Origin of the sequence: Aquimarina sp. AD1, assembly GCF_003443695.1 — a bacterium.
In the GTDB taxonomy this organism is placed as follows: Bacteria; Bacteroidota; Bacteroidia; order Flavobacteriales; family Flavobacteriaceae; genus Aquimarina; species Aquimarina latercula.
The window spans coordinates 4,065,189-4,081,424 of record NZ_CP031966.1; the positions used below are offsets into that span (position 1 = coordinate 4,065,189).

At 32.7% G+C, this 16,236-nt stretch carries 14 protein-coding genes; 13 read left to right on the forward strand and 1 reads right to left on the reverse strand.

The window, feature by feature from the left end; translation table 11 throughout:
• The first annotated feature begins 219 nt into the window (after positions 1 to 219).
• From D1815_RS17545 to D1815_RS17585, 9 genes are all read left to right on the forward strand, one after another.
• Positions 220 to 1,221 (forward strand): MoxR family ATPase, encoded by a 1,002-nt coding sequence (locus D1815_RS17545; RefSeq protein ID WP_027394334.1) that lies wholly within the window; start codon positions 220 to 222, stop codon positions 1,219 to 1,221.
• Positions 1,222 to 1,317: 96 nt separating this feature from the next.
• Entirely contained in the window at positions 1,318 to 2,184 is an 867-nt protein-coding gene (locus tag D1815_RS17550) for a DUF58 domain-containing protein (protein ID WP_118390063.1), read from the forward strand.
• Positions 2,185 to 2,275: 91 nt separating this feature from the next.
• A complete protein-coding gene (locus D1815_RS17555; protein WP_147404161.1) occupies positions 2,276 to 3,859 on the forward strand; it encodes a protein BatD in 1,584 nt (527 codons plus the stop codon).
• 2 nt (positions 3,860 to 3,861) lie between these two features.
• Positions 3,862 to 4,866: a VWA domain-containing protein gene (locus D1815_RS17560; protein WP_027394331.1), complete on the forward strand. Its 1,005-nt coding sequence runs from the start codon at positions 3,862 to 3,864 to the stop codon at positions 4,864 to 4,866.
• A gap of 15 nt (positions 4,867 to 4,881) precedes the next feature.
• On the forward strand, positions 4,882 to 5,388 hold the full coding sequence (locus tag D1815_RS17565; protein ID WP_118388582.1) for a flavodoxin family protein: 507 nt from the start codon (positions 4,882 to 4,884) through the stop codon (positions 5,386 to 5,388).
• 79 nt (positions 5,389 to 5,467) lie between these two features.
• Positions 5,468 to 6,502: a VWA domain-containing protein gene (locus D1815_RS17570; RefSeq protein WP_118388584.1), complete on the forward strand. Its 1,035-nt coding sequence runs from the start codon at positions 5,468 to 5,470 to the stop codon at positions 6,500 to 6,502.
• Positions 6,503 to 6,570: 68 nt separating this feature from the next.
• Complete coding sequence (locus tag D1815_RS17575; protein WP_118388586.1) at positions 6,571 to 7,449, forward strand: tetratricopeptide repeat protein; 879 nt, start codon at positions 6,571 to 6,573, stop codon at positions 7,447 to 7,449.
• A 95-nt stretch (positions 7,450 to 7,544) separates the two neighbouring features.
• A complete protein-coding gene (locus D1815_RS17580; protein WP_118388588.1) occupies positions 7,545 to 9,311 on the forward strand; it encodes a BatD family protein in 1,767 nt (588 codons plus the stop codon).
• Positions 9,312 to 9,324: 13 nt separating this feature from the next.
• Positions 9,325 to 10,074 (forward strand): SH3 domain-containing protein, encoded by a 750-nt coding sequence (locus D1815_RS17585; RefSeq protein WP_027394326.1) that lies wholly within the window; start codon positions 9,325 to 9,327, stop codon positions 10,072 to 10,074.
• Here D1815_RS17585 and D1815_RS17590 read toward each other — a convergent pair.
• Positions 10,069 to 11,283 (reverse strand): DUF418 domain-containing protein, encoded by a 1,215-nt coding sequence (locus tag D1815_RS17590; RefSeq protein ID WP_118388590.1) that lies wholly within the window; start codon positions 11,281 to 11,283, stop codon positions 10,069 to 10,071. The two genes, D1815_RS17585 and D1815_RS17590, sit on opposite strands and share 6 nt — an antisense overlap.
• A 182-nt stretch (positions 11,284 to 11,465) precedes the next feature.
• On the opposite strand from D1815_RS17590, the gene D1815_RS17595 reads away from it, so the two are divergent.
• From D1815_RS17595 to D1815_RS17610, 4 genes are all read left to right on the forward strand, one after another.
• The gene (locus D1815_RS17595; protein WP_027394325.1) at positions 11,466 to 11,798 is read left to right on the forward strand and encodes a hypothetical protein; all 333 of its coding nucleotides are present in this window, start codon (positions 11,466 to 11,468) and stop codon (positions 11,796 to 11,798) included.
• 125 nt (positions 11,799 to 11,923) lie between these two features.
• On the forward strand, positions 11,924 to 13,522 hold the full coding sequence (locus tag D1815_RS17600; RefSeq protein ID WP_118388592.1) for a SulP family inorganic anion transporter: 1,599 nt from the start codon (positions 11,924 to 11,926) through the stop codon (positions 13,520 to 13,522).
• Between the two features lie 17 nt (positions 13,523 to 13,539).
• Positions 13,540 to 14,172, forward strand: a complete 633-nt coding sequence (locus D1815_RS17605) for a carbonic anhydrase family protein (protein ID WP_118388594.1) — start codon at positions 13,540 to 13,542, stop codon at positions 14,170 to 14,172.
• A gap of 200 nt (positions 14,173 to 14,372) precedes the next feature.
• Positions 14,373 to 16,235 (forward strand): SulP family inorganic anion transporter, encoded by a 1,863-nt coding sequence (locus D1815_RS17610; protein WP_027394322.1) that lies wholly within the window; start codon positions 14,373 to 14,375, stop codon positions 16,233 to 16,235.
• Position 16,236: the final 1 nt, after the last annotated feature.

Sequence of the window (16,236 nt, forward strand, 5' to 3'; positions counted from 1 at the left end):
AAAGACTTTCGTCTTTAAGAAACATCATCGCGAAAGGCGATGAAAATTGTTACGTCCGTTTTTTCAGTAAAAAGATCTAAATATACTGTAAAATTTGGGCGTAAGCGTATTTTAAGACAACACATTTAACCTATAATTAACAAGAAGAAGAAAAATAATTTAACAATTTGCAATGCTGAAACATGAATGTTAAATTCACGCTTTTAAAAAAAAGAATAGATGGAAGAAAATAGTTCTATTGATATTGCTTCAATCAATGAAAAAATACAGAAAGAATCTGCATTTGTAGATTTACTTGCTTTAGAAATTAATAAAGTAATCGTGGGCCAGAAGCACATGGTCGAGCGATTATTAATAGGATTACTAGGACAAGGACATATTTTGTTAGAAGGTGTTCCTGGTTTAGCAAAAACCTTAGCTATAAATACCCTTTCAAAAGCCGTACACGGAAGTTTTAGTCGTATCCAGTTTACACCAGATTTATTACCTGCAGATGTAACAGGTACACTAATTTTTAATATGAAAGAAAATGACTTTTCGATCAAGAAAGGGCCTATTTTTGCAAATTTTGTGTTAGCTGATGAGATTAACCGTGCTCCCGCCAAGGTGCAGAGTGCCTTGTTAGAAGCAATGCAGGAGAAACAAGTTACAATTGGTGATGAGACCTTCGGGTTAGATAAACCTTTCTTGGTAATGGCGACTATGAATCCAGTTGAGCAAGAAGGAACGTATCCACTACCAGAAGCGCAGGTTGACCGTTTTATGCTAAAGACGGTGATTGATTACCCCAAATTAGAGGATGAACAATTAATCGTTCGTGCAAATCTTAAAGGTTCTTTTGAAAAAGTAAATCCTGTAGTTTCCGTAGAGCAAATTATTAAAGCTCAGGAAGCGGTAAGAGAAGTATATATGGACGAAAAGATTGAAAAATATATTTTGGATATCATTTTTGCTACTCGCTTCCCTGAGAAATATGGCTTGGAAGAGTTAAAACCTCTTATTAGTTTTGGAGCTTCACCAAGGGGAAGTATTAATATGGCTACTGCTGCTAAATGTTTTGCTTTTATAAAAAGAAGAGGATATGTTATTCCAGAAGATGTTCGTGCTGTAGTGCACGATGTATTACGTCATCGTATTGGAATTACTTATGAGGCTGAAGCAGAAAATGTTACTTCAGTAGATATCATCAATAAGATTGTAAACGAGATTGAAGTTCCATAGTATTGTCATTCCTGCGAAGGCAGGAATCTCATTATTATTTGTTAGAAAGTATGATTTGATAGATTCCGCATCGGGTGCGAAATGACAAAACAAAAAATGGATACCAAAGAGTTACTAAAAAAAGTTCGAAAAATTGAGATCAAGACAAGGCGCTTGAGTGACCATATATTTGGAGGAGAATATCATTCTACTTTCAAGGGCCGTGGTATGACTTTTAGCGAAGTTCGACAATATCAATTTGGGGATGATGTTCGTAATATTGATTGGAATGTAACTGCTCGTTATAATGAACCATATATTAAGGTTTTTGAAGAAGAACGAGAATTGACAATGATGTTAATGGTAGATGTCTCTGGATCACAATTGTTTGGAACCAAACAACAATTTAAGAAAGACATTATTACAGAGGTTGCTGCGACATTAGCATTTTCTGCTACTCAGAATAATGATAAAATAGGATTGATTTTGTTTACTGATGAAATCGAGCTTTTTATTCCACCAAAAAAAGGACGATCTCATGTGTTAAGAATTATTAGAGAATTATTAGAATATGAGCCTAAGAGTAAACAAACTAATATTACGGAAGCATTGAAATTCTTATCAAACGTAATGAAAAAGAAAGCAATTGTATTTATGCTTTCTGATTTTATTGCGGATGATTATCAGCAAACGTTAAAAATTGTTGGAGGAAAACATGATGTTACGGGCATTCGAGTATATGATAAGCGCGAAGAGGAGATTCCTAATTTAGGAATGGTCCAGATGGAAGATGAAGAAACGGGAGAGTTACTTTTGGTAAATACGAGCTCTAAGAAAATAAGAACCAATTATGGAAAGTATTATCAAGATCGAGTAGATTATTTTAAAGATAGTTTTACTAGAAGCGGTGCAGGTTCGATAAGTAGTAGAGTGGATGAGAGTTACGTAAAGAAATTATTAGGATATTTTAAAAGGAGAGGATAGGCTACAAGTAAGAATGAGTAATTATAAAGTACTAATTAGTAATAAAACATATGATATTCAGCTTTTGAAAAAAGTTAGAAAGATAATATTTATGATCCTCTTTCTTGTTTTTTCTGGATTTCATGGTATTGCACAAGTTGCAACTAGTATTGATTCTACATCAATAAAAATCGGTGAAGAAATTAGATACAAAATGCAGGTTGAAGTAGATTCTACCGAAATTGTAATTTTTCCAGAAGGGCAAACATTTTCGCCACTCGAAGTTATAGAATCCTATAAAACAGATACTACAAAAAACGGAAATAGATTTAATCTAATCAAAGAATATGCGTTAACACAATTTGATTCTGGGCATTACACAATTCCGAGACAAAAAGTGATGATAGGGGATCGATCATTTTTTACAGATTCATTAAAAGTAGAGGTTCGAGATGTAGTTGTAGATACTATAAAACAAAAAATGTTTGAGATCAAACCGATAGTGGATGTAGATGCTTCTTTTTTTAACTGGAAAAAGTATTTGTGGTGGATTCTAATACCACTAGCATTGATAGGGTTGATTGTATTTCTTGTTTTAAGAAGAAAAAAGCGAAAAGAGGCAAAGGAAGATGAGCTTCCTCCTTATGAAAGAGCAATTTTAGCATTACAAAGAATTGATGAATCACAATTGTTAGAGCAGGATTCTCATAAAGAATATTATTCTCAATTGAGTGATACAGCACGTAAGTATATTGACGAAGAAGTGTATGATCATGCAATGGAAAGTACTACGGATGAATTAATAGCTCGACTTGATGAAGAAATTAAAACAGGATCATTAAATTTAGATAAGCATACAATCGAAGAACTTAAATCAGTCCTAAAAACGGCTGATATGGCAAAGTTTGCTAAGTCCAAACCTGATATTGGTACTGCTAAAGCCGATAGAAATGTTATTGAAAAAGTAATAAATGAGACAAAGAATGCAATTCCAGAACCAACTGAGGAAGAATTGCTGGCGGATGAAGAATATCGAAAAACTGTCGCAGAAAAAAAACTAAGAAGAAAAATTATTTTCGGAAGTATAGCAGGTGTTGGTGTAATCGCAATTACATTAATGATTTTTATTGTTGTAAAAGGGTATGATGTTGTGAAAGATTCAATCTTAGGGCATCCAACGAAAGAGTTAGCCGAAACAGAGTGGATCAGTAGTGCTTATGGAGCGCCACCAGTTACGATATCTACTCCCAAAGTGTTAATTAGAAATAATTTTCAATTAACTGAAGAACAAAAACAAATTCTAAAAGGAAATGAAACCTTTATATACGGAAGTTTGGTAGGAAACTTTTTTATCTCCGTTTCGACGGTTCAATACAACCAGAAAACAGAAGTGGATTTAAATAAAGTGGTAGAAGGAGTCGTTGGTAATTTCGAATCGCAAGGAGCTAAAAATATTACCGTAAAAGATGAAGAGTACGAAACATTGGCAGGAGCAAAAGGTATAAAGGTCTTTGGGAATTTAGAGGTTGTAAATACAGTAACCAAGAAAGAACAAAAAAGCGATTATTTGATGCTTAATTTTGCCGAGAATGGTGGTTTCCAACAGATAATGGTAGTTTATGATAAAGAAGATCGTTATGCTAAAGAAGTTGCCCAACGTATTATAAACTCTGTAGAACTTAGAAACGCCAAATAACTATGTTTGAAAATTTTACATTTGAAAATCCGCAGTTCTTTTGGTTGTTTTTAACACTACCTCTGGCGATTGCTTGGTATATCTGGAAACGAAATAAACAACAAGCTGAGCTTAAAATCTCCAGTATTAAAGGATTTAAAGTATCAGGGAGTTGGTTGGCTAAGGTTAAGCCATTATTGCTGTTGTTGAGATTAATTGCTTTAGCATTAATCATTACGGCGATGGCAAGACCAAGAACTGTCGATGTATCAACTAAAACGAAAACAACTCGAGGGATTGATATAGTAATGGCGATTGACGTTTCTGCAAGTATGCTTGCAAGAGATTTAAGACCTAATCGTTTAGAAGCTTTAAAGGATGTTGCGGCAGAGTTTATCCAAGGCAGACCAAATGATAGAATTGGATTGGTTATGTATGCAGCAGAAAGTTTTACTAAAACACCAATTACTAGTGATAAGGCGATTGTGCTTAGTGCAATGAAAGAAATAGAATATAATAATCTTTTAGAAAATGGTACGGCAATTGGTATGGGATTGGCTACTTCTGTAAATAGACTAAAAGACAGCAAAGCAAAAAGCAAAGTAATTATATTACTTACTGATGGTTCTAATAATGCTGGTTTTATTGATCCTAAAATAGCCTCAGAATTGGCAGTTGAGTATGGCATTAAAACCTATACGATTGGTATTGGAACTAATGGAATGGCTTTAGCACCAGTTGCTATTAGACCAAATGGATCATTTCAATATGGAAATGTAAAGGTTGAGATTGATGAAGAACTTTTGAAGGAAATTGCAAAAGTGACCAAAGGAAAATATTTTAGAGCAACCAATAATAAGAAACTAGAACAGATATATGAGGAGATTGATAAGCTAGAAAAAACAGATGTAGAAGAGTTTAAGTTTTATAACTATGAAGAAAAATTTCGACCATTAGTGTTATTAGCTGGATTGTTATTGTTGGTTGAATTTTTGTTGAGATTTACCGTGTTTAGAAGTTTTATTTAAGTAAAAGTACAGTAGTTGAAAAAAGGAATCATAATTCAAGGAAGTTCGAGAAGTAATGGAGATACCGGTATTGTAGTTTCTTATTTAAAAGAAATGACTGGTTTTGAAATGGTTGATTTAAATCAAAGAGAAATAAATTACTTTGATTACGATTTTAACAACAATGATGATTTTGAAATAATTTTTAAAAATATAGTACGGAATTATCAGACGATAGTTTTAGCCACGCCAGTATATTGGTATACAATGAGCGGAATTATGAAAGTGTTTTTAGACAGAATTTCTGATTATCTGTATAAGGAAAAAGATTTCGGAAGAATGTTAAGAGGAAAAGAGATGGCGATGATCAGTTGCAGTAATGATGATGATAGAGTAATGGAATTCCCTCTTCCTTTTTCCAGAAGTGCTGAATACCTGGGAATGCAGTATTTAGGAGATATACATACTTGGGTTCGGGATAAAGAACTTTCTCAAGAAATGAAAGAAAAAATAAATGCTTTTGCTTTAAAAATAAAAAATTAAATATACAGCATACTAAACTTTTTAAGTGTAGTTGGTTCGTATATAAATTACAGTGTTTGCTGTAACTAAGAATAATAAAATGTATCTATTAGAAGAAAAAATATATTTCTGGTTATTATTGGTAATACCAATAGTAATTGTGTTGTTTCTTGGTGTTTTAATTTGGAAGAAAACGGCTCAGAAAAAGTTTGCAGACAAAGAATTATTAAAAAGATTAAGCCCTAATCAATCAATTTTTAAATCAATACTAAAAATTGTGGTTATTAGTTTAGCTTTTGCTTGTTTTATTATTGCTTTGGTCAATCCCAAAGTAGGAACTAAATTAGAAACAGTAAAACGAGAAGGTGTTGATGTCGTATTTGCAATAGATGTTTCTAAAAGTATGCTCGCAGAGGATATTGCGCCAAATCGAATAGAGAAAACAAAGCAATTAGTAACTCAGATTATTAATAATTTAGCAAGTGATCGTGTAGGTATTATTGCATATGCAGCTAGTGCATTTCCGCAATTACCAATAACCACAGATTATGGATCTGCGAAGATGTTTCTACAATCAATGAATACGGATATGCTTTCTTCTCAGGGAACTGCTATTAATGAAGCTATCGAACTAGCAAAAACCTATTATGATGATGAGGAACAGACGAATAGAGTATTATTCATTATAAGCGATGGAGAAGATCATGAAGGAAATGTAGCATCTATAGCAGAAGAAGCAGCTAAAGAAGGCATTAAGATATTTACAATAGGTGTTGGAACAACCAAAGGAGGCCCAATTCCGATAAAACGTAACGGAATAGTCCAATCGTATAAGAAAAATAGTCAGGGAGAAACTGTTATTACAAAATTAAATACGACAATTTTACAGGAAATTGCTAATGAAGCAAATGGCACATACATTGATGGTTCTAGTACAAATGCAGTGGTAGAAAATGTGACAGAATTATTACAAGGCATGGATAAAAAAGAGTTTGAAGCCAAACAATTTGCAGATTTTAAAGATCAGTTCCAATGGTTTCTAGGAGCAGGTTTACTATTGCTATTCTTAGATATTTTCTTATTAGAAAGAAAAACTTCTTGGGTTAAAAGGCTAAACTTGTTTAATGAAGAATAAGTTATGAGCAATAAAATATTGAAGGAATAAGCTTGTTAAAGCTTGATACAGAATAAAATAAAAACGTTATGAAAAATTTACTGATTATAGTACTATGTTTTCAATTCGGGATTACTTTTTCGCAAGAAGAAGATCGAATAGAAGCTATAGCAGAGGCAGATCGATTTGTAGCGACTGGAAATGAAGTGTTGGTTAAAGATGGTAATTTTCCAAAAGCAGAAGGGGAATATCGTAAAGCAATATCCAAAAATCCGGTAGATCCAACAGCTAAGTACAATTTAGCAAATGCATATTACAACACAGAAAAATATGATGAAGCACACCAACGATATACCGAAGCTGTAAAAACAGCAACTTCAAAAGTAGAAAAACATAAGGCATTCCATAACCAAGGTAATACCTATATGGAACAGAAAAAATATAAAGAAGCAGTAGCGGCTTATAAGAATGCTTTACGTAATAATCCTAAAGATGATGAGACACGATATAATTTAGCACTAGCAAAACAATTATTAGAAAAACAACAAAACGAAGATAAAGGAGGAGGGGACAAGGATAATAAAGATCAGAATAAAGACGACAAAAAAGATAAAGAGGACAAGGATAAGAAAGAGGGCGAAAATAAAGAAGATAAGAAAGAAGGAGGAGACGATAAGGATAAAAAAGGAGATAAAGGAGACGATAAAGAGGATCAAAAGGGTGAAGATAAAAAAGATGAAAAAGGTGATCCTAAAGATGACGGTAAAGACAAAAAAGAAGATAAGAAAGAAGGAGATGGTAAGCCAGAAGAACAAAAGAAGCAACCACAACAAGCGCAAGGTCAATTATCTCCTCAGCAAGTAAAAAGTCTTTTAGAGGCAATGAACAATGAAGAAAGAAAAGTACAAGATAAAATAAATGCTAAAAAAGCTAAAGGAACAAAAACAAAAACTGAAAAAGATTGGTAAGCGAATGAAATCTATGCGACTAAGAGCATTACATTTTGATATTGACTATTTTGTCACTCTAGATATCATTTGTTCCTAAAAAGTATATAAAACGGATGAATATAAAATTAATTTTTCTAACATTATTTTTAGCAATAACCCAGCTTGGGATCGCTCAAGTAAAGTTTGAGGCTAAATTGAGTAAGAAAAAACTGGGTATCAATGAAAGATTACGCGTCGATTTTGAAATGAATAAAGACGGTGATAATTTTACACAACCTAGTTTTAAAGGATTTACTGTTGTTGGAGGACCTAATCAATCCATTAGTAATTCTTGGATCAATGGTAAAAGATCATATGCCAAGACATTTAGTTATTTCCTTTCTCCTACAAAAAGAGGTAATTTTACAATTGGTCAAGCGACTATAGAAATTGATGGACAAACCTATAAAACATTACCAGTAAAAGTACAAGTAACTGCTGCAGTGCAAAAGCCAAAAGATGGAAATAATGCGGATTATGTTGCTAGTGAAAATCTACATTTAGTTGCAGAGGTTTCTAAATCCAATCCTTATCTAAATGAAGCTATCACAGTAGTATACAAATTGTATGTAAGCCCAAGAATACAAATTAGTAATTTAAGAGAAATAGATAATCCAAAATATAGTGATTTCTGGAGTCAGGCGATTAAGATTGGTCAGTTAAAAGTAGAAAGAGGTGAGTACAAAGGAGAACCGTATAACTTTGTTGTATGTGGTAAAACAGTGTTATATCCCCAAAAAACAGGAAAATTAGATATAGAGCCTTTAACTTTATCAATTGCGGTCGATGTTCCTACAAATCGTCGTGATATTTTTGGAGGCAAGTTGTATTCTACAGTAAATAAAACGGTTGCTGCTGGTACCAGAACAATTAATGTAAAACCGCTTCCTATAGAAGGAAAACCAGACGATTTTTCTGGTGCAGTTGGGTCTTTTGATTTCAAAATTACTCCTAATAGAACTGAGTTGGATGCGACAGAATCCCTAGAGACTAAGATTTTGGTTTCGGGTAATGGAAATCTTAAACTATTTGATCTACCTAAATTAAGTGTTCCAAACGGTTTAGAACAATATGAACCAGAGCATAATGAAAGAGTGAGAACGAATATGACAGGAATGTCTGGGAATATTTCTGATTCTTATACATTGGTTCCTCAGTTTAAAGGAACCTATCCAATTCCTCCTGTTTCTTTTTCGTATTTCGATTTAAAAACCGAAACCTATAAAAGAATAACATCTCAAGAAATAGTAATTAATGTAAAGAATGGTCCTGATAGTGGAAGTATTGTTACAAATTTAGAAGCTACAGGTAACAATAAAAAATTAGTTACTCAAACGGGAAGTCAGTTTAGGTTTTTAAAATTGAATGCTAATCTCGAACCAATCGAGAAAAAACATTTTTTTAAATCGACAGGATACTGGATAGCTCTTGCAGCTCCGCTTTTTGCGATTCCGTTATTTTTGTTTTTTGGAAAAAAGAGAGAAGAAAGATTAAGTGACGTTAGTGGTAATAGAGTACGTAAGGCAGATAAACTTGCAAGAAAATATCTTTCTGAGGCTAAAAAGAACCTAGGAAATCAGAAAGAGTTTTACATTGCAATGGAACGAGCGTTGCATAACTATTTGAAAGCAAAATTACATATCCAAACTAGTGATATGAGTAAAGATCGAATTAAGCGGTTATTAAAAGAAAAAGAAGTAGATGATACTACATCTATAGAGTTTATAGCATTATTAGAAAGCTGTGAATTTGCTAGATATACTCCTTCATCTACAACAGCTATGCAACAGGATTATGATAAGGCGTCTAGAGTGATCTCGGCAATCGATAAACAATTATAAAATATTGAAAGTAGTGAAGAATTTAGTAGTAATAGTTGTTTTCTTAATGAATATGATTGGCTTTGCCCAGAATGATGAATTATTCGAAAAGGCCAATACGTTTTATAATCAAGAAGAGTATCAGCAAGCTATTGATGCATATACAACTATAATAAATAGTGGTAATGAGTCTGCATCATTGTATTATAATTTAGCAAATGCTAACTATAAATTAAGTAATATAGGTCCAAGTATATATTTCTACGAAAAAGCATTAGAACTAGCACCTAATGATGAGGATATTAAAAACAATCTTGCCTATGCCAATAATGCTACTATCGATGCAATAGATGTTATACCAGAAGGTGTGATTTCTAGAACCATTAATGGTTTCACAAATATGTTTGGTTTTGATATGTGGGCTTGGATTTCGATATTAAGTATCGTTCTTTTTGTAGTATTATTTATATTGTATTATGTGACACGTATTTCTTCTAAGAAGAGGTTGTTTTTTATTGGTTCTTGGATATCTCTAGTGGTTGGTTTATTTGCTATCTTCTTTGCTTTTAAACAATATGGTTTTATAGAAAATAATCAGTATGCTATAGTATTTGCTCAGGAAACTACTATAAAAAGTGAACCTAATCTTCGTAGCGAAGAGGTATTCGAGCTTCATGAAGGCACAAAGGTTAAAGTGACCGAAACGGTAAACGATTGGAAAAAAATAAAACTTGCCGACGGAAAAATTGGATGGATTCCCGCTACTGATTTAAAAGAGTTATAACGTTTGTTTTCTAAAAGACTGAATCTTACCTTTTGTTGCGCTACGCCATAACCATTCTAATGGACCGTACTTAAATTTTTGTAGCCATACTTTGCTGATTAAAGCTTGGAGTATTATCAGTGCTAAAGCAAAAATGATAAGATATATAGTTTGTAATTTTCCAATAAGGCCTATTCCCCATCCAAAGAGTAGAAATGTACCAATAATTGATTGTAGAACGTAATTAGTTAGTGCCATCCTACCATACGATTCAAAGAAAGTAAAGAATCGGTACCCTCTTTTTTTGTAATATAAGAGAATAAAACTACATAAGATAATTGCGGTCAGTGCAATATTAGACCAATCATAAACATTGATACCCAATACGTGTAACCAACTACTAAAATCAACAGGTTGTGGAGAAATAGCAAATATTCCTGCTGCTATAGCCATAGCAATTAAAAAAAATATTGAACTTCTTTTAAGCCATTTTTTAATTAAAGGGATTTTTTCCTTTGAATGATGGAATAACCCAATTTTTCCGAGCCATAAACCAATTAAGAAATAACCAAAGGTTAGGTAAAATCTGGCAAATAAACCTACCTGAAAATCTATTTTTTGTAACATTCCTTGTTTCCCGTTAGTAGCAAATACTTCTGTAATAGTACCTTCTTTTAAAATGTTTATATATGCTGTGTTCATTTCGCTATTACCATCCATTATTGATGGAAATCCAAAAAGACTTTCATTTCCTAAAAAGTAAAACGAAATGAACCGAGGAATACTTACTAAAAATAGCCCGGCAACTAAAAGGGTCCATTTATTACGAATATGGTAAAAAGGTATTAAGAAAGGAGTGAGCATTGCATATATAGTTAATATATCTCCCTTGTAAAACAATTGATGAATGTATCCAATAATAAAAAGTAAAAAAGCTCTCCAGAGAAATCGTAATCCATAATTTTCATTTCTCTTACTAGCCGCATCCATTTGGATAAAAAAACTAAGACCAAAAAGGATAGAAAATAAAGCAAAGAATTTACCAACAATAAAGAACCCAATAATTCCACCTAAAATTTGATCAAAAATGGTATTAGTTACCTCCATAAGACTTTCTGATGGAGGAGATGCAATATATTGTTCATTCATATGAACTAAGCATACTCCAGCTAATGCAAAACCTCGCAAAGCATCGATAATTATAATTCTATTTGAAGTATTAGCTGTCAAAGTGAATTAAAATTACTTCATTAATGTTGTTTAAACAATAGCAATGAAGTTAAATTATACTAATTGTTCCGTTGCGGTTAAGATTAAAGTAGAGAAAGAACAAATCGTTCAAATAATTTTACGATTGATTTAACAAATTTTGAAAGTAATACTATTATTTTTACAACCCATAAAAATTATTTATGCCTGCTATAAAAATAAAAATTGCTAGATTTTTGATTATTTCCGGTTTTCTTTTAAACATCGGAAACTATTCATTAGGCTTGTTGGATTTTTATAGCGGAAATATTACTTCGATTAGTTATGCTATAGATGATTCAGAAGAGAAGTCTGAATCGAATGAGAAAGACGGTTCAGAAAAAGAAGACTTAAAAGAAAAAGATAAAATTTCTCAATATTTTGATGAGAAACAAACTAGGATATCTAATGTTATTATTTTGGGTTATCCTGATTTAAGTTACGGAAATTCTTCCGTATATCTAGAGTATGTAACACCACCTCCGGAATATTCATAAGATTTACATAAAATATTTCAGTTCTCTTTTTCTTAATCAGTAAGAAGAGAATATAGGTTTTGATTTGTTTAAATCAATTTCAATTTCAATCACCTGTTAACAGGTAATAACTTAATTATTAAATCATGAGTGTTTTTAAAAATATAAAAAGCGATATACCAGCAAGTATTGTTGTATTCTTTGTGGCATTACCATTATGTCTTGGAATTGCTTTAGCAAGTGGGGCTCCACTTTTTTCTGGTTTGATTGCCGGAATTGTCGGAGGAATTATGGTAGGAGCATTGAGTGGTTCTCAAATTGGAGTAAGTGGACCAGCAGCAGGATTAGCAGCAATCGTTCTCGCTGCCATTTCATCTTTAGGAAGCTATGAGAATTTCTTGGTAGCTGTTGTTTTAGGAGGATTAATTCAAGTAGTCTTTGGAGTTTTAAGACTTGGAATTATTGGGTATTATTTTCCTTCTTCTGTAATTAAGGGCATGCTTACAGGAATAGGGATTATTATTATATTAAAACAGATACCATATTTTTTTGGTATTGATGAAAACCCAGAAGGTGACTTTGCTTTTCTTCAAATTGATGGAGAAAACACATTTACCGAATTACTAAAAACTCTTAATGCATTATTGAGCGGAAGTTTTAATGTTGGAGCTGCAATAGTGGCACTCTTAGGTTTAGGAATTTTAATTTTATGGAGTAATGTGTTATCTAAAAAGGGGAAATTCTTTCAATTAGTTCAAGGTCCTTTAGTAGCAGTAGTTATAGGAATACTTTTTTATGTATTTACAAAGGATTCTTCAATAGGAATCACAACCGAACATTTGGTTTCAGTACCGGTACCTGATAACTTTGATAGCTTTTTGGGACAGTTTGCTTTTCCAAATTTTGGAGTTATAACTAGAGGAGATGTTTGGGTTACAGGTTTCACTATTGCATTGGTAGCTAGTTTAGAAACTTTATTATGTGTAGAGGCAACCGATAAATTAGATCCTGAAAAGCGAGTAACACCTACTAATCGTGAACTGTTGGCTCAAGGAGCTGGTAATGTAGTTTCTGGGTTAATAGGAGGGTTACCAATAACACAGGTTATTGTGCGTAGTTCAGCTAATATACAATCTGGTGGTAAAAGTAAAATGTCGGCAATAATTCACGGATTTTTTCTATTAACCTCGGTTATTTTAATTCCTACATTGTTAAATATGATTCCTCTTTCTGTACTTGCAGCAGTTCTTTTTATTGTAGGATATAAATTAGCTAAACCTTCAACATTTAAGGCAATGTGGGCAGCAGGATGGAAACAATTTGTTCCTTTTATAGTAACAATTTTAGGTATTGTACTTACAGACTTATTGGTTGGAATAGGATTAGGACTAGCAGTAGGTATCGTAATAATATTATTTAAAAGTTATCAGAACTCTCATTTCTTACATATCGAAGATAAGAGTAATGGAAAACATAGAATTAAAATGACTTTGGCAGAAGAGGTTACCTTTTTTAATAAAGGAGCTATTCTGAAAGAGTTGGATCAATTACCAGAAGATACATATCTTACTTTAGATGTTAGAAAAACTAGGTACTTGGATAATGATATTATAGAGATTTTAGAGGATTTTGCTTATAAAGCAAAAGAAAGAAATATTGATATTCAATTAATATCAGAACGTGGAATTGCGGAAAACCCTGAGAGTTACATTAAATTTTTTAAATTAAGACCAAAAACTACGTAAATTAAAGAAAACATATTATGAAAGCACATACAAAAGAAACACAAGCGGCAATAACACCGCAAACTGCATTACAGTTATTAAAAGAAGGAAATCAAAGGTTTCAACAAAAGCATATGGCTGATAGAGATTTATTAGATCAGGTTAATGACACTAAGTCGGGTCAGTTTCCATTTGCAACAATTCTAAGTTGTATAGATTCTAGAGTTTCTTCAGAATTAATTTTTGATCAAGGGATCGGGGATATTTTTAGTGCAAGAGTAGCAGGTAATTTTGTAAATGAAGATATTTTAGGAAGTATGGAATTTGCTTGTAAACTTGCAGGAACTAAATTAGTACTGGTTTTAGGACATACTGCGTGTGGTGCTGTTAAGGGAGCTTGTGATGATGCTAAGTTAGGAAACCTTACTGCCTTATTAAGTAAAATAAAGCCAGCAGTAGCTGCTGTTACAGAACCATCTGATCCAGCAGAAAGAAATTCAAAAAATATAGATTTTGTAAATGAAGTTGCTGAACAAAATGTAAATATGACGATTCAAAACATTAAGGATCAGAGTGAAGTTCTTAAAGAAATGGAAGCTAATGGCGAGATTATGATTATAGGAGGGATGTATGATATTAACGATGGAAGTGTAACTTTTTATGAGAACTAGGATATGCTAGGTATCTAATATAAAGCCGACATTATTTAGTGTCGGCTTTTTTGTTTTATTTTTAATAGTTTTACACTAGTGTTTAAGTAAAAAAAGATATTATAAATCTTAATACAATGAAGCAAACCAAGATGAAATTTTGATACTCTTGTAAATTTTTTTGGTGAGTTTCTTGTATGTCTAAAAATAATATAAAACGCATGAAAGGATTTTTTAAGAATTTTAAAGGAGATGCTTTTGGTGGATTAACTTCCGGTATTGTAGCATTGCCGTTGGCTTTAGCTTTTGGTGTATCTTCCGGATTGGGACCAACTGCAGGGTTATATGGAGCTATTTTTATAAGTTTTTTTGCAGCATTATTCGGAGGAACCAATACTCAGATTTCTGGACCTACAGCTCCAATGACCGCTGTAAGTATGGTTGTAATTGCAGGAATTATTGCCGCCAATGACGGAAGTGTAGAAAAAGCATTACCTGCTATTCTAACGATCTTTTTATTATGTGGACTGATACAGATTTTATTAGGAGCTATAGGAGTAGGAAAGTATATTAAATATATTCCTTATCCAGTTGTTTCTGGTTTTATGACTGCGATTGGTGTCATTATATTACTTACTCAGATATTACCATCTGTTGGATATTATCCTAAAGAAGACGATGCGTTTGTTTCTAAATTTAAGCCAGAAGCGCAAGAAGTAATTCTTAAAAATATTCTTAAAGAAGAGGCGGGTAAGGGTGTTTTGGTGCTAGAAGATTTTAAACAAACAATAACTAAGGCAGAAATAATTTCTGAAGCAGATATTTTAAAAGAATCACAAACGCTTGCGGGAAAAGAAGCATCTGGAGCGTATGGAGCAATTAAAGTACTTCCGCGGGCGTTAAAAAACATTAATTGGTTAGAATTGTTACTTGCATTAGGAACCATTTTTATAATTTATGGTTTTAAACGAATTACTAAAGCCGTTCCAAGTACATTGGTAGCGTTGGTTGTAATGTCTGGGATTGCCTATGGCTTCGGGTTGGATTATCGCCCTATAAAAGAAATCCCAAGTGGTTTACCAATACCAAGATGGGAGATATTTACCGGATTTAGTTTAAGTAGTATAACTCCCTATTTATTTACAGCTTTTACACTTGCCCTTTTAGGTGCCATTGACTCTTTGTTGACTAGTGTAATTGCGGATAATATGACCAAAACAAGGCATAAACCAAACAAGGAATTGATGGGACAAGGAATTGGAAATAGTATAGCGGCTTTGTTTGGCGGTATACCTGGTGCTGGAGCAACTATTAGAACTGTAGTTAATATAAATGCTGGAGGTAAGACTAAGTTGTCTGGTATGATTGCAGGATTAATTTTATTTGTGGTTATGCTTGGATTGGCTCCTGTTGCATCAAAAATACCTGCAGCTGTTCTTGCAGGAATTCTAATTACAGTAGGTATTGGAGTAATGGATTATAAGGGATTAAAGGCAGTACCAAGTATGCCTAAGGATATTAAGTTAGGACCTATTAAACTAAGTTCTGAAGTTTTAATAATGTTGATTGTACTAGTGTTATCTACATTTTGGAATTTGGTGTATGCAGTTGGTATTGGATTAGTAATTGCTTGTTTGATGTTCATGAAAAAAATTGGTGATTTAACTGCAGAAAGATCTGATGTTAAGCCGCTTAAAGAAGAAGCATGGAGTGATGAGAAAAATTTCCCAGACCAACTTAAGGAGGAAGTATTCATTAAGCACCTTAAAGGTCCATTGTTTTTTGGTTCTACAAGTGATTTTCAAAATTTAGCGGCTCAAATCCCTGATACTTCCAAAGTAGTTGTAGTTCGATTAGCCAAAATGCAATATATGGATCAATCCGGATTATATACCATGGAAGAAATCATTTTAGGGTTACAAGAAAAAGGGATCAAAGTATTATTCGTGGGGCTTCCTAAACAGCCTAGATATATGATGGAACATATAGATATTATTCCTGATTTAGTACCTGAGAATTATATATTTGAGGATTTTAATTCTTGCTTAGAATATATTGAACATAATGTAAAAAACACAGCTTAAC

Bases quoted from the DNA above. Each gene is read 5' to 3' on its own strand.
- D1815_RS17545 (WP_027394334.1), top strand. From the start codon at position 220: ATGGAAGAAAATAGTTCTATTGATATTGCTTCAATCAATGAAAAAATA.
- D1815_RS17550 (WP_118390063.1), top strand. From the start codon at position 1,318: ATGGATACCAAAGAGTTACTAAAAAAAGTTCGAAAAATTGAGATCAAG.
- D1815_RS17555 (WP_147404161.1), top strand. From the start codon at position 2,276: ATGATCCTCTTTCTTGTTTTTTCTGGATTTCATGGTATTGCACAAGTT.
- D1815_RS17560 (WP_027394331.1), top strand. From the start codon at position 3,862: ATGTTTGAAAATTTTACATTTGAAAATCCGCAGTTCTTTTGGTTGTTT.
- D1815_RS17570 (WP_118388584.1), top strand. From the start codon at position 5,468: ATGTATCTATTAGAAGAAAAAATATATTTCTGGTTATTATTGGTAATA.
- D1815_RS17575 (WP_118388586.1), top strand. From the start codon at position 6,571: ATGAAAAATTTACTGATTATAGTACTATGTTTTCAATTCGGGATTACT.
- D1815_RS17580 (WP_118388588.1), top strand. From the start codon at position 7,545: ATGAATATAAAATTAATTTTTCTAACATTATTTTTAGCAATAACCCAG.
- D1815_RS17595 (WP_027394325.1), top strand. From the start codon at position 11,466: ATGCCTGCTATAAAAATAAAAATTGCTAGATTTTTGATTATTTCCGGT.
- D1815_RS17600 (WP_118388592.1), top strand. From the start codon at position 11,924: ATGAGTGTTTTTAAAAATATAAAAAGCGATATACCAGCAAGTATTGTT.
- D1815_RS17605 (WP_118388594.1), top strand. From the start codon at position 13,540: ATGAAAGCACATACAAAAGAAACACAAGCGGCAATAACACCGCAAACT.
- D1815_RS17610 (WP_027394322.1), top strand. From the start codon at position 14,373: ATGAAAGGATTTTTTAAGAATTTTAAAGGAGATGCTTTTGGTGGATTA.